The organism is Raoultibacter timonensis, assembly GCF_900240215.1.
GTDB lineage: Bacteria > Actinomycetota > Coriobacteriia > Coriobacteriales > Eggerthellaceae > Raoultibacter > Raoultibacter timonensis.
Window position 1 is genome coordinate 919,106 of the sequence record NZ_LT964679.1, and the last position, 14,553, is coordinate 933,658.

At 56.1% G+C, this 14,553-nt stretch carries 12 protein-coding genes; 3 read left to right on the forward strand and 9 right to left on the reverse strand.

Annotated features, from left to right (window positions below):
• The first annotated feature begins 40 nt into the window (after positions 1 to 40).
• Positions 41 to 1,081 (forward strand): tyrosine-type recombinase/integrase, encoded by a 1,041-nt coding sequence (locus tag C1722_RS04000; RefSeq protein WP_102378102.1) that lies wholly within the window; start codon positions 41 to 43, stop codon positions 1,079 to 1,081.
• 896 nt (positions 1,082 to 1,977) lie between these two features.
• Here the strand turns inward: C1722_RS04000 and C1722_RS04010 are convergent.
• Complete coding sequence (locus tag C1722_RS04010) at positions 1,978 to 3,597, reverse strand: FAD-dependent oxidoreductase (RefSeq protein WP_180995032.1); 1,620 nt, start codon at positions 3,595 to 3,597, stop codon at positions 1,978 to 1,980.
• A 25-nt stretch (positions 3,598 to 3,622) separates the two neighbouring features.
• On the opposite strand from C1722_RS04010, the gene C1722_RS04015 reads away from it, so the two are divergent.
• Positions 3,623 to 5,065 carry a hypothetical protein gene (locus C1722_RS04015; RefSeq protein WP_146040598.1) on the forward strand — a complete coding sequence of 481 codons (1,443 nt, stop codon included), beginning with the start codon at positions 3,623 to 3,625 and terminating at the stop codon, positions 5,063 to 5,065.
• 41 nt (positions 5,066 to 5,106) lie between these two features.
• Here the strand turns inward: C1722_RS04015 and C1722_RS04020 are convergent, their stop codons facing one another.
• On the reverse strand, positions 5,107 to 6,762 hold the full coding sequence (locus tag C1722_RS04020; RefSeq protein WP_102378106.1) for an FAD-dependent oxidoreductase: 1,656 nt from the start codon (positions 6,760 to 6,762) through the stop codon (positions 5,107 to 5,109).
• A gap of 205 nt (positions 6,763 to 6,967) precedes the next feature.
• Here C1722_RS04020 and C1722_RS04025 point away from each other — a divergent pair, with 205 nt between their 5' ends.
• Positions 6,968 to 7,900, forward strand: a complete 933-nt coding sequence (locus C1722_RS04025; protein ID WP_180995033.1) for a LysR family transcriptional regulator — start codon at positions 6,968 to 6,970, stop codon at positions 7,898 to 7,900.
• A 688-nt stretch (positions 7,901 to 8,588) separates the two neighbouring features.
• On the opposite strand, the gene C1722_RS04030 is transcribed toward C1722_RS04025, so the two are convergent.
• From C1722_RS04030 to C1722_RS04060, 7 genes are all read right to left on the reverse strand, one after another.
• Positions 8,589 to 8,858, reverse strand: coding sequence for a hypothetical protein (locus C1722_RS04030; protein ID WP_342352748.1), 270 nt, complete (start codon positions 8,856 to 8,858; stop codon positions 8,589 to 8,591).
• Positions 8,846 to 9,316, reverse strand: a complete 471-nt coding sequence (locus tag C1722_RS04035; protein WP_102378109.1) for an IS110 family transposase — start codon at positions 9,314 to 9,316, stop codon at positions 8,846 to 8,848. Before C1722_RS04035 ends, C1722_RS04030 begins: the two co-directional genes overlap by 13 nt.
• A 336-nt stretch (positions 9,317 to 9,652) precedes the next feature.
• The gene (locus C1722_RS04040) at positions 9,653 to 10,504 is read right to left on the reverse strand and encodes a dimethyl sulfoxide reductase anchor subunit family protein (protein ID WP_102378110.1); all 852 of its coding nucleotides are present in this window, start codon (positions 10,502 to 10,504) and stop codon (positions 9,653 to 9,655) included.
• Between the two features lie 13 nt (positions 10,505 to 10,517).
• Positions 10,518 to 11,144, reverse strand: coding sequence for a Tat proofreading chaperone DmsD (gene dmsD / locus C1722_RS04045; protein WP_102378111.1), 627 nt, complete (start codon positions 11,142 to 11,144; stop codon positions 10,518 to 10,520).
• Between the two features lie 17 nt (positions 11,145 to 11,161).
• Positions 11,162 to 11,773 (reverse strand): DMSO/selenate family reductase complex B subunit, encoded by a 612-nt coding sequence (locus C1722_RS04050; protein ID WP_102378112.1) that lies wholly within the window; start codon positions 11,771 to 11,773, stop codon positions 11,162 to 11,164.
• 104 nt (positions 11,774 to 11,877) lie between these two features.
• Positions 11,878 to 12,501 (reverse strand): DMSO/selenate family reductase complex B subunit, encoded by a 624-nt coding sequence (locus tag C1722_RS04055; protein WP_102378113.1) that lies wholly within the window; start codon positions 12,499 to 12,501, stop codon positions 11,878 to 11,880.
• 13 nt (positions 12,502 to 12,514) lie between these two features.
• Positions 12,515 to 14,553, reverse strand: a 2,039-nt coding sequence (locus C1722_RS04060) for a molybdopterin dinucleotide binding domain-containing protein (protein ID WP_219724273.1), incomplete at its 5' end; no start/stop codon positions are given.

Here is a 14,553-nt window from a genome sequence, read left to right on the forward strand (position 1 = left end):
CTGGGATAATACACCCACCAACAGAGCTGGAGGATACGACATGACCATCAAAAGCGAGGCAGAGGAGCTATTCGACGAATACGCTTGGGCGAAGCGAATCAAGAAAGATTCGGAGAACGTGTACCGAAGAGGGGTCATGAGTCTGTCGGAATACACGGAGCGCAAAGGGGCTTCGCTGCTTACGGCATGCAGGGAGGACGTCGAGGCATGGATCGAGGGCAAAACGTACGAGCTCGCTCCCGCCACGTGTTACAGCTACCTGAGCGTTGTGCGTTGCTTCTACTCGTGGCTAGAGGAGGAAGGTGTGCGAACAAGTCCGGTAAAGGGCGTTTCCCTTCCTCACTTGGAGCGGGGCGCCAGGGATTCCCTCAAACCGGCGCAGGCTCGAGAAGTCTTGGATGCCCTTAGGCAACGTGCGATCGGAGGAGGCGAGGCGGACAAACGGGACTACTCTATCGTCTGCTTGGCGCTCCGGTGTTTCGTCCGACCGAAGGAGATGATCGACGCCGATATAGGGGATCTGCATTTTTCCGACCGAGAAGCCGTGCTTGTTACGAAGCCCTGGGGTAACACGGAAAAAACGTCGGTTGTGTTGTTCGACGCCGCGACGAAGGCGTCGATCGAAGACTATTTGGATTCAAGGCGATCCTGTCAACCTGAGGATCCGCTGCTCTCGTCCGTAGCGCGAAGAAACCGAGGCGGCAAGCTGACCTTGAGAACCATTTCGAGGGTATTGAGCGAAGCCCTCTCTGTCGTCGGAGGTTCAGCGAAAGACTACAGCTTCGGGAAAACCGCACTGGAGTTGGCCGCCTCAGAGGGGGCGAGCGAGTTGGAGTGCCGGGAGTTCGCAAGGATGAGAAGCTGGAATCTCGCTATAGAAACCTCCGTCGAGGGAGACAGAAGGAGTGGCAGTATGCACAAGAAAATAGAGGCGTGCCTTAGTGGCCGTACACCGAGGCCGTACGCCGCTACGATTCCCGCTTCTTCTATCCGCTCGATGGTCAAGCCATTTTCAGACGAAACGCTCTTGCTGGTGCACGTTGACGACGAAGGTGGGTTGTCAATCGAATCAACACCTTGAAATACTGGCATATGTTTCGACCAACGAGATACCTGCAATACCCAAGATATTATAAAACGGATCGGAGCCTGCTGCTGTTAATATGGCGAATGTTGTCGCTACGCCGAGTACCGAGACGAAGGCAACGAAACCGACGACGCCCATGTTGTAGCCCGCGTGGCCCTGGTTGTAGAAAGCTGCGCATGCGAAGATTAAATCATTATCAGAGATCGTCGAAGATTCGCCGCCCTTATGGTTCTCCTGTTTTTGCATGTCGCTATGGACACAGATACCTAAAAAGGAAATATGAAATTTCGGTACCCATAGCGAGGGACCAAGCGATGTCCTTCTATTCTCCGCTGACGAAGATTCGCCACTTCTTTTGCATCCTTTTCTTTCATGCCTAATTCAAGACACCTGTTTCTTATTTGTTCCGAGCTAGTTGGCCTCCAGCGCTGGGGGCAGTTCATCATATCTGCCTTTAGTTTATTAACTTCCCTGTAATTGAGGTCGTTATTGTAACGGTTAATTGCAATCTGTAATGCACGTATGCAGACCAGGTTTCAATTAAGAGAGGCTGCGCACGCCACCCGACATCTGGAAGGATACGCCTCGGTTGAGGACGTGTTCGGCGAAGACTGCTCTCGAAGGGGCATATCCTTCGAAGAGTCCATGGCGGAGTTCGGCATCACCCAGTCTGACCTTGACGCCGCAGATGACCTGGGGATCGAATAACCCCCCCCCAAAAAAAAAACAAAAAGAGGGCGACCCAGCTTGCACGCGCACGAAACGACAGGCAGAGCCATGTTCTACTTCATGTCCAACCTGCACCTGGGTCGCGCCAGCATCATCGAGCTATGCGGTCGGCGGTCAAGGAAACGAGGGGTTCCGATAGCGCTGTATTCACGATGGGCACCCTACTCCCACGGCTCGAGTGCGGAGATGTTCCTGCCGGCCTTCCTGCCCCAGTGAACCGTACCGAGAACGGCCCATCCGCAGGCATTGTAGAACGGGCCGATCCATCCACCCGACGCCATTCCTCCAGCATAAAGCCGAGGTATGGTGTTGCCTGCGGTATCGAGCACCTGGGTTTCGATGTTGATTGCAAGGCCGCCCGCCGCACCCATCACGATAGGCCGCGTGCGCATGGCATAGTAGGGACCGCCTGTCATGCCCTCCAAATTGTCGACGCGATGGAAGTCGAGGTCCTCTCCGGCTTCGCAGAAGCGATTGTATCTTTCCACTGTCTCCTTCAGCGCTCGCGGGCTTTCTAAGCCGATCAACTCCGCGAGCTCTTCAAGGGAGTCGGCTCGGAACAGCGTTCCTTCGGACACCTCTTTATCGGGATCTATCCCTATGCCCATGTTGGTGAAGTTGGGAAGATGCTCATGATCGGTCACGACGAATACGTTGGGCTCTTTTTCCAGGGCACCGGTACCCGACCGTTCTATTTCATGGTAAATCTCCGAGCACAGAAAGCCCCATTGGGCGTCCTCTTGCACGAATCTATTGCCCTTCTGGTTAACGTAGATGGCTCCTCCTCGGGGAGGATTGCGGTACATGTTGGGTTCGGGATATTCGATGCCGTACGTACTCACCTGGCCAAAGCTCCAGCAATCGCTCATGACGCAAGATTGGCTCATTTCAACGTCGGCGCCGATTTCCAAGCCCATTCGTATTCCGTCGCCTGTATTGAGAACCGATCCGCGCGCTTTGGATCGGTCAAGCTCCTGTTCGCACATAAGCGTGCCCCAGTACATTTGGCGGTTGTACGTTCTCGTAAGGTCTTTTCCGAAATCAGGTCCAGCTGTTGCTATCAAAACCCCTTTCTTGGCTTTGTAGTACAGGGTCCTCCCCTTTTTCTCGGCTTCGACTCCGATGACCTCCCCTGATCCGTTCAAGACGAGATGGGTTGCTTCCGTGTTGACCTCTTCTTTGATTCCCTCGAACTCCATAGCCTTCTCATGGATTATGTCGAAATGCCCCGTCGATTCCTTGACGTTATGGAACGACCTCGGAGCCCAAGTGTCCTCAGTATCGAACCCGTGAACCGGTGGGATGATGTCACAGGAGTCGTACGTTCTTCCCATATCAAGCATCCACTGAAGCTCTTCCGTGCTCGTTTCGCACAATTCCCTTATCTTATCCTCGTCAACGAGTCCGCATCCCCAGGAGAGCATCTCTTCGGTGTATTTCTCCACGGAATCGGCACCCTCCCACCAGCCGCTCAGCTCCTTTTGCAACTCTGGGTAAAAAGAGAGAATCATACCTGCAGACAATCGGGTGTTTCCGCCTGCAGCTGGGCTTTTTTCAAGAACGATGACGGTGCTTCCGGCCCGAAGGGCCTCGAGGGCGGCGGCGTACCCGGTACCGCCTCCTCCAACGACGACAACATCCGCCTCCGCTTCCCACTCGATATCCGGGTTGTTCTTTTGCCCTGCGCCTGCGCTCTGGCTGCATCCCGAAAGACCTGCCACCATGGCAGCCCCAGCACCGGCCGCCCCGAGCTTCAGAAAGCTGCGCCTGTCCATACTCATATCATCCTCCTCTTTTTTGGAATACATGGCACTCATGCCCTGCTGCACATTATGGAAGGAGGCGGTTTCTCGAATCAACAACGATATTAATAAGGTATTTAAGCAGGTCGAACCACCATCGAAAGAACCTTTCGATTATCGAAAGGAACGGCAGCGGTTATTTGCTAAAATCATCTCAGGGACAACAAGAGAACAGGGGATGGCTATGCAGCCCAGGGGGTCCGATGGGGTATTGTCCGTCATTCGCGATGCAGACGTATTCTCCTTCTTGCTCGAGGAGATCGGAAGGCTTCGGCCGTGGGATGAATTCAGGGAGCTGCCCATGCCCGCCGAGCTAGAGCCAGGCGATATGTGGGAAATCGTAGAGTTCCTCAGGAAAGTAGCCTACGGAAAGACCTTCACCTTCAGCCCCAGAGGAGGGGATCCCATCGGCTCGTCTTGGTATGGGTTCACGTCGGAATCACAATCGCTGATCAACCAGCTCGGCTACCGATCGAGAGCAGGGGGATCGCTGGCAGCCGGAGCAAACGCGTATATCAAAAGGACCGGATACATGCCAGCCCATCTATCGGAGCTGGAAGCCGTCGCGTATCGAGAGAACCTTCACGTCGATTACGAAACCATTCGGCGGCTTGCGATCGGGGGCGAAAGGCCTGAAACCACCGATGAAATGGTGATCTGGAATGCAATCAAGCTGCGAGAGCAGCTCGAAGCGCGTACAGCTTGCGAACTTGACGACTCGTTCCTTTCTTTTTTGATGCAAGGGCTCGACCAGGGGGTCTGCGATACAGGGTACAAACCTAAGCCACACAGGGGAACCGCGTACGACGAATACAGTCGCCTTTCGCATAAGCATATTCGAGAGAACATTCTTTCGGTACAACAAGGGGAAACCCATCCTATCGTTGCGGTGCTTATGAATTCTGATATCATCTGGAATAAGCCTCTTTTCCCCCGATGGACGAATTTAATGGAGCTTCTTGTAAGAGAATTCTCCTTTATGAAAATGGGCCTTCCCGTTATGCGGTACGTCCCCTACTCGAAATCGGTTCTCGAATGGGAGGAGGACCGACCGAGCGGCGGCTACGGTTACCGATTCAGATTCGGGTGCGCTATCCTCGAAAGCGGTTTTGGGCTTGATGTGATGCCCTACTACGAGCAGCTGCTGCAGTTCATGAAGGAAGGACTTGACCTGCTGGAGCAAACGATCGATCGAGATTCCCGGAAAAGAGAGTCCGCGAAGCAAACGGTAAGAAACGATTGCCGTCTAAACCATAGGCAGCGGCAGCTCATCGAATGTCTTATCGACAACCCCAACGCACCCGTCGATGCATGCTCGCACCAACATGCCAACGGTATCGCCATAAGCACCGCCCACGTAGATCTGAAAAAGCTCGTTGAAATGGGCTATCTGACGCTTTCAGTCGACGGAAAGCGTCAGATGTTCACCATTGGAAATAAACCATAAAGCATGGTTGCGCCGAATCTAAGCGCAACCATCTCGACTAGCTAGCCCCAGGGATCCAATGCGGCGGCATGGGCTCCTGCCGAATATCCGCACAGCGCCTCGGGGACGTTTAGCGCGCCATGGTACAATCGGCTCCAGATCGATCCGAATTCGCCAGCCGAATAGAGCCGGGGTATCGGATTCCCCTCGTAGTCTACGACCTGATGGTCTCCGTTTCGGGTCGGGCCGCCCTGCACGTTGACGAAACACATGGTCATCTCCACTGCGTAGAACGGAGCAGCGGATACAGGCGAAAGCGACTTTTCTCTTCCGAACTCGTCTCCGCCTTTAGCGTCGCATGCTGCATTGTAGTCGTTGACGGTCTTTGCCAGCGCAGTAGCATCAACCCCCATCTTGTCGGCAAGTTCCTCGATGGTATCGGCCTCCAGCACCCAGCCTGCCTCAATCTCTTTGCGGTTGTCGTTGCTCCATGTGTACGTCTTGTGCCTACCCGACCATGAGCCATGGGATTCCTCGCTCGACCAAGAGCAGATTGGCTTCTGGCACCGAATGGAATCGAATACGAACCAGAATGGGAGATTGCGGTATTCCAAATTGATGCCGTCGTAATCGAGTTCGGCAAGAGTCTCTTTGTCATGCGTCGGACGGGGCTTTGATCCAACCTGGCTCGCCCCCGTCTCGTTCACGAAGCGCCTTCCCTCCCTGTTCACTTGAATCAGGTTCTCGAACTGGTCGAAGCCGTTCTGCATCGCCACTGCGACGCCCGTCTCTTCGGAAGCCTTGAGCGAGCAGAAGGAGCCCCACTCCGGAAATCCGCAGTGGCGGATCTCGGCGCCGATCCCTTGAGCTAGAATGAGGCCGTCCCCCGTGTTGTACGGCGTACCGAGGCCGTACACGGGAAAGAGGGGCTCGAACACGTAATTCTCAAGCATGTCGTAGTTGTACTCGAAGCTGCCGCAAGCCATAACGACACCCTTTTTCGCCTTTACGTTGCGTTCGGTGCCGTCCGGATCGAGCACCTTAACCCCGAAAACCTCCTTGGTATCTTGATCGAATATGAGTCCGATGACCGGAGTCTCGTAGTTAACCAAAATGTTCTCGTTCTTGTCGATCGAAGAATTTAAAGAGTCCCAGAAGGTTGCCGACATCAGAAGCTTGTCAATTCCTTCGGATACGTCATCTTTGCCCCAAACACCGACCGAGGGATTGTCAGCAAGCTCCATGATGGTATAGGGCACCCCAACGCTATCCAGCCAGGGTACAAGTCCTTCCATATCCGATACGAATCCGGCAATCTCTTCATCGGTCACATTCGCTGCCGTCCAGCGCCGAAACACGGCCCGAGCACCCTCGGTATTGCCATTAACCAAATAAGCAGCCCCCTCGCACACGGTTGAATTGCCGCCCGCGAACTCCTTCGGAGCTTTTTCGAATACTTGCACTTCTGCCCCGTCGAGCGCCGCCTGCAGGGCTGCGGAGGCGCCTGCGCCGCCAAAACCCATTACCGCTACATCGGTCTCGGAATCCCACGCAATCTCATCAGCTCCTACCACTTGCGTCGAAGCGACGGCGCCGTTGCCTTCGGAACAACCTGCAAGGCCCAGTCCGGCAGCAGCCATTGCGGCGCCGGCCAATCCAAGAAACCCCCGCCTCGACATCGCATTTTGCATGACGACCCTTTTTTCTTTCCCCTCCATTGCTCTCTCCTTTCAAAAGTTACGGAAACCCTCCGCTTGAGCACAGTATGTGAAATTCCGAGCGTATCGTACAAATGCGACTATTCCACGATGTGGCGCATCGCACGCATTTTAATAAGCACCTACTATGGCGATATGGTATAGTAGGTGCTCGGGAGCGGTTTTCGTTGCTTTGTGCTCGTCGAAACGTAATGGGAGGTCTACAATGCAGATAGAGCTTCTCGAAGAGTTCGTCGTACTGTCGGTCACCAAGAACTTTAGCGAAGCAGCCATTCGGCTGAACATGGCGCAGCCAACCCTCAGCAGGCACATGGGCATTCTCGAAAAAGAGCTCGGGTTTTCGCTTCTGAACAGGACGAGACCTCTTACACTCACCCCCAACGGAAGAAACTTCCTTCCTTTCGCCACAGAGGTAGCGGGGTCGTACGGCGCTCTAAAAAAATTCGCCCAATCCGTCAAAGGGATTTCGTATCACGAGCTAAGCGTTCAAGATTTGTCTTTTTCCCCTCTTGCCCATAACTTGCTCTCCAAAGCCGAGAATACCATGGCAATGATGCGTAGCGACATAGTGTTCCGACACGTTGACCCGAAGGCGGGCAAAAGCCTGGATTCCCTCTTTGAGGACGGAACTCTCGACATAGGATTCGTCCAAGGATTCAGCAAGGGGTCCGCAATCATCGAGCCAATCGTGGATGAGCACATCGATATCGTCGAGATTCCTAGACTCCAGCGAAAGCTCAGCTTCATCGGAAAGAAAAGCAATCCAGTCCTTGCTGATGAATCAGCTGATTTAAGGAACTATGAAGGGGTGAAGTTCCTCTCGCCCACCGAACGCTATCTCGATATATTCAGGGACAGTTTTACTCGATTCTGCGAAAAGCACGGTGGGTTTACCCCGACTTTTGACTTCAGGGAGACCGATGTACACCGCAACTTCTACGCCCAAGACCCGGGGCAAAGCGTGTTTGTCGTTTCCCATCACGACGATCTTGCCAATCCGATTCTCCCCGATTGGCTTTCAAATGAAATGAGAAAAATCGTATTCGACGATTGTCTCATCCGTACATACGCCATGTATCGGAAAAACGAGGCCAGCGGAAAAACGAAAGGTTTCGTGGATATTCTGGTCAGCCAATAGACAAGATCGACCGCTGTAGAACCACTACCCTTTTCTAAAATCCCCCTTGTCTCCTACTCGGCGCTATCAGCAGAACACGACGCTGCCTTCCCGTAGCCGGTATCTTCGCCCTTTTCGCACATTCCGTTAATGCGTTCGATGGCGGCGGACAAGGTCTTCGCGTCCTTAGATGGAATCCGCTTGGTAGAGCGAATTCCCAAGGTTCTATTCGAAGGGTTTTCGAATGCTCCGACATCAGTATCGTACGAGCCGAAGTGCTTGTTGAAAATGCAGTACCCCCCCGTTACCCCTAGTCGCATGGAAGGGCATAACCGTGTTTATGTCGCGGAGGCTCTCGCTATTGAAATCCACCTAGGCATTACCCTGGTATCCGTATCGACTATTCCCGTTCTGCTATTTCGTTGCTCCCGACAACCCTATTTGTCCCAATAGATGGCAATTAATCGCCTTATGGCCGATGCAAATAGCAAACATACACAAAACCGTCCCCTTGCAAGACTAACTGCATGTTTGAGGCAATTCAGATTACAATTAAGGATCAAAAGCACATTGGTTAATCAACCTATAAGTTGATTTTCTTTTCAAGTTGCTTTGTTTTGCCCAGAGGAATGCCGTTTTCGGGCGCGGCGGGCCAGCCCCCTGGCATGCAATGCAGGGGGCGGTATGCGGAATCGGCCGTTGCCGCTGGCTACACCGCAACCGGCAACGGCTCGTAGTAGGTACCGTTCGCCAGCGTCGCGTAGACCGCCTCTACGCGCCTGCGCGCCAGGGCAAGGCACGCCTGCTGATGGGTCTTGCCCTCAGCGAGCTTCTTCTTGCAGTAGGCCTCTTCTTGCGAGCCTTCCTTGAACGCTGCTAGGGCCGCCGACTGCACGAAGGCGCTCTTCGGTCGGCGGTTGCCGCCCCTGCGCTTCTTGCTTTTCTTAATCATACCGGATTCCTTCTTCACGGGCGCCACGCCCGCATACGAGGCCAGATGGTGGGCGTTCGCGAAGCGGCTGATTCCGCTGCGGCCTCGGGGCGGTCGCCCACAAGTTCGATGTTACGCGGGGCGCTGCGGGCCGTGTCGGCAATGATGAACGCATCGATGACATCCGTCTTGTCTTCGCCATAAGTCTCTGCCACTTGCCTGAATTTGCGCGGCGGAATGTGCGCCACGTCCATGCCCATGTCCTTGGCGACAGCCACAGTGGGTCTGCCGAACGACCCGCACTGGTCGACCGTCACGAGCATGCGAGCGCCCCCGAGCCTACTCGCCTTCGCGAGCGCCTTGCGGATTTCCGCCTCGTCCTGGGCCGCGGATCCGCTCGTAAGAGGCTTGCCGCAGTTGCGGTCGAGCGCGACCATGCAGTGGCTTGCCTTGCCGACGTCGATGCCGCAGAACACGTCGTATCCGACGATCTCCGACCTTTTCATCCATCCTCCAATCGAACGATGCTAGGGCTGGCGCATTCGTCGGGACGTCCATCTTCGGCAGAATTCTACGAGCATCAGGCAGCAACCTTATGAGCGATAAACGGACGCCACGGAACCCGGTGGCATGATTAACCAGGTCTTTGAAGACAATTGCAATGAGCCGGTGTCCAGGCCCCGCGACGGCCAGCAGGAAGGCCATGCATTAGCGCTTCCTAAAGAGCAGGTTATGCCAAGCGGTTCTGCATATCTCCCGAAGAGAAAACAGCATTCCCGCCTTTCGCCTCGCATAATATACCCTCAGGACGTTATTGCCATTGAAAACTAAATTCGCATCGGCTACATTCCTACCGTCATATGCATAGCGTAAAACGGGACCCTGACGACAATTGCCGCGAAAACGGCCAAGGCGAGCCCGATGCAGGTTGGAACCGCGCCCAGGCGGCGCCTCTTCATCAGGCAGACAACGCTGACCCCGTAGCCGGAAAGTGCAAGCACGCCGAAAGCAGCGATGCACACGCCGTAATAGGGAACGAGGACGTCGGCGGTCCGATAGGAGTCCCGGATCCCCGCGAGCTCGGCGTTCTGCATAGCAAGGAGGACGACGCTCGCAAGCGCTGCGAGAAAGCCGACGGCAAAGAGCAGCCAGACGCACGATCTCGGAGTGTCGTCCTTCGCTAGAGCAAACGACGCGCAGCAGAGCAGCGGAGACGTCGTCAATGCGGTCGACCAGAGGGAAGCGGGCACGTACGGAGAATCCCACGTCGGTATCGTCGGTATTGAATAGACGACCGATATCCTCGAGACCAGCCAGAACGCGGCGACCGATGCAGCGGTGAGCCAAATCTTCTTTGCAACTGGGGACATCCCTTTCGTGAACGTGGTGAGCCAGAACAGCCATGCGAGCGAGAGGAAGGCGACAGCGGCGAGGACCTCGTTGGAGAGAGGCGATCGGCCCGCACCGGTGAGGACGTAGAGCGCGTTGCTCGGGGTGCCGAGATGGGTAGCCGAGGCGATGAGGCCGACCATGCACGATGCTATGGGAACCGCTAGGTACCGCTCGAGACGCAGCGCCGCCGCCGAACGCGCGGGAAGCGACACTATGCGGGCGCTCATGAAAGCGAACGCGATCGCTCCGGCGGGAGCCAGCACGGTGAACAGCATGAGGGCTATGCGGATATCGGTTCCCATGGGCTTTTCCCGCTTAGCGGTAGAGCCGCTTCTCGCTCGCCGACACGCCGAGCTCCGACGTTACCCCGTCGAGCGTCGCCGCCGTCAGCTTCGCGAGGCCGCAGTACAGCGTTCCCGGCGACGCTTCCCCAAGAAGCTCCAGGTAGCGCGGCGCCCACGGCATCAGATGGTCGGAAAGGTACTCGGCAACGAGATGGGGCTTGTTTTCGGCGAGCCACCCGAGCAGGACGAGCATCTTGCCTATATGGTCGGCGGGCTCCCTGCCCCCCTCGCTCTCGCGGATCTCGATGCCGCTTCGCCGCATCCACTGGCAGAGCTCGAGGTTCGAATTGCCGAACACGACCTCGTCGGGATCGAGGTACACGGATCCCCACGCGGGCGCTTCGAAGTGCCCGGGTCCGACGAAAAGCCTCTTGTACTCGTCGCCGAGATCTTCGATCGGAACAGCTGCCCCTTCCCCTATGAGCTTGGAGGCATCGCGAAGCTCGCGTTCCCCGCCGAAGGGCCACTCTTCGCGGTCCAGCGCTTCGCCAAGCGATACGATTGCTTTTCGGACATCGTCTTTCCTCGGATCTTGCAGGTACAGCGAACCAAGGATCACACTGCACGAAGCTACCGCTTCGTTAAATGATTCGTTCATGAGCACAGCTCCTAAATCTAAACTTCCTTCTCGTTTGCGACGTGCCCCGTCAAGTCGCCGGGTTCGCGCGCGGCCGGACAGGGCCTGATCACAATGTTCGGACTGGTATGCACGGGATCGGGCATCGGCGCGATCGAGTTCACGACGCTCGCCTTCTGGCGGAAGCCGCTTATCTCGCCGAAGTCGAGGGCCCTCATCGGGCAGGCCCTGACGCAGATCGGGTCCAAGCCCTCGAGAATGCGCTCGACGCAGCCGTCGCACTTCGTGCTCTGCCGCGTATCCTCGCTCACCTTGGGGGCACCGTACGGACACGAAAGTTCGCAATAGCCGCAGCCGACGCACACGTGCGTGTCAACCAGGACAAGCCCGTGCTCGTCTTTGTGCATGGCCCCGGTCGGGCACACGTGGACGCAGACCGGGTTGCCGCAGTGGTTGCACGATATCGAGAGATGGTACATGAAGGCGTCCTGCCGCCACGCCCCGTTTTCCATCGCCCATGCCCCGCCCTCGTAGTCGAAGACCTTCCTGAACGATACATCCGCTCCAAGGTCCTTGTAATCTTTACAGGCGAGCATGCAGGTCTTGCAACCCGTGCACCGTGCGCTATCGAAGTAGAACCCGTACTGCATCGTCCCTCCAGCAGCTGTCTTTCGCGTGAAGCTATTCTACCATCCGCCCGCCCCTGGTCCCCGCCGTTTGCGCGCGGCGGGGACCGCGGTTTCGAGCCGTCCCGTTAAACGACTTCGAGCTCGTTTGCAACGAAGCCCGAACCTGCATCGGGCGCCTCGGCGGCCGGGCACGTGTTCAGTACCAGGTTCGGCGCCGTTTCGGCCGGATCGGGCAGGGGGAGAAGCTGCGCGAGGTCGCCGTGTTCGGCGCGAAGGTCCTCGATATCGCCGAATTCCAGCGCGCGCATGAGGCACGCCTCGACGCAGACGGGCTGCTTGCCCCCTTTCACGCGGTCGAAGCAGCCGTCGCACTTGCGAGACTTCCTGAGATCGAAATCGAGTCGCGGCGCATCGTAGGGGCACGCCTCGCCGCATGTTCCGCATCCGATGCACTTCTCGCCGTCGATGCGCACCAACCCCGTATCGGAATCCTTTTCGATGGCGCCCTGCGGGCAATTAGCGAAACAGGCGGGGTTGTCGCAGTGATTGCACGAGTCGGAGACGTGGTACACAAACGCCGAGGAAGCCCATGCGCCTTGGTCGTCCTGCGCCCAAACGCCGCCCTCGTAGTCGTACACGCGGCGGAAGAGGATGTTCGTACCGAGATCGTTGTAGTCCTTGCATGCGAGCTCGCATGTCTTGCAGCCCGTGCAGCGAGAGCTATCGAAGTAAAAGCCGAATTGAGTCATCGCTCATCTCCCCTTATATCTTCTCGACTTGCGCGAGAACCGAATTGGACGGATTGTGCTTGGCCAGGGGCGACCAGTGATGGCTGACGAGAGTGTTCATGCAACCGCCCACGTCTACGCCGTATTCGTTTAGCTCTCGATTACGACCTTCTTCCATCGCTACAGCTCCGGGAATGATGCGGGGCGTTACCCGCGCCTCGATTTGCAGCTCTCCCCTATCGTTGAACACGCGGACCATGTCGCCCGTTTCGATTCCTCGGGGCTCTGCATCAACGGGGTTCATCCAAAGCTGATGGCGAGATGCCTGTCGCAGCACTTCGATCTGATCGAATTTTGAGTGGTAGCGGATCTTGGACTTCCAGCTGGAAACCTGAAGGGGGTATTCATCTGTTGCTTCTTGGTATCCCTCGAAATCAGGCTGATACATGGGAAGGGGGTTGATGACGTCGTGTACCTTGTCGTCGAGCTCCCATGTCTCGGCAACATGCTGCAAGTTTTCGGAGTATATCTCCACTTTCCCGGAAGGAGTAGGGAGTGGGTTCGCGTTGGGATCTTGGCGAAAATCAGCATACGCAGGGGGGAGGTCGTCGAAGACCCTCGTCCATACACCCATTTCTACGCCTTCCTCGTAGCTCGGCATGTCGGGATACATGCCGCTTTCCCGAATCATCTCATATCCTGCAAGGGACTTTTCGTCGGGGTTGGACCCGCCTTCGGTAAACTCCTCCCAAACACCGAACCGATCGGCAATATCCGAAAGCCAGTCGAACTCCGAACGGCACTCGCCTGGTGCGTCCTGAACCTTTTGTCCGTATACTAACTGCTCGCACGAACCGCTCGTTTGACAAGATGTTACACGCAAAGCTTCTTGAGGCATTATATCGGGAAGGATAAGATCGCAGTATTTCATGGACGAAGTTAAGAACCAATCGGAGCCGACAATGTACTCACATTTACTTTCGTCTTCGAGAATCGATGCAGCCCAGTTCACATCGGAATTCTGGTTGGCGAGCATGTTGGTGCCGACGTTGTAGATGAACTTGATGTTGGTCTTCAGCTTCTCGACGCCGAGGATGCCGTCCCGTAAAGCCGTCATCTCCTCGCCGCGCTCAATGGCTTCGATGCGTTTCGTTATAGGGATGATCGCGTGAACAGGATTCTCGATCGGCTGGAAACCGGGCCAATAAATCGCATTCGAGCTGCACTTCGGTTTGAGGCCGATGCTTGTTCCCGGCAGACCCCAATGCCCCGAAACCAAGGGGATCATCATAACCGAGCCCGCTCCCGTCTCACCGTTTTGCCGACGCTGAACGCCAACCCCGTTACCTATATAGCATGATTTTGCGTTTCCTATATCTCGTGCCAATTGGTATATCTTCTCAACAGGGATGGCTGTTATGGGAGAGGCCCATTCCGGGGTTTTCGGAACCATGTCGTAGCCGGTGCCTAAAATGTAGTCTTTGTAGGACTTGTTCTGGCCTTTAACTGAATCGGGCATCGTCTCCTCGTCGTAGCCGATGCAATGCGTATGCAGGAACTCCTCGTCGGCGAACCCTTCGGTGATAAAGACGTAGCAGAGGGCCGCCGCTAAAGCTCCGTCGGTGCCCGGTCGGATGGGAAGCCACTCGTCCGGATATCCCGAACTTTCCTCGCCCTGGCGGACGTCGACCCATACGAATCGGGCGCCGTTTTCCCTCGCCTGCGAAAAATCGTACATTACGTTAGCGCCGCCGATGCGCGATGTGGCCGCGCTGCAACCGAACATGACTACGAGATCGGCGTCTTTGGCAACCTGAGAGGGACTCCCGAAGTAAGCGCTGCCATAACCTGGGAACGAAACATCCGCACCGAAGCCGCCGCTATAGCCTCCGCACAGCATATAGCCCGCAGCAAACTCCGCCTGCGTCTCCGAATCGGTTCCGTAACCGCTCAGATAGCCGCCGATAAGGTTCATGAGGCGGGCGGAGTCTCCGCCCAGCCCAAAGGCGGCCTGGGGGCCTCCAGCGCAATTCTTGAACACCGCCTCGTTGCCGGTAGTATCGATCACCCTTT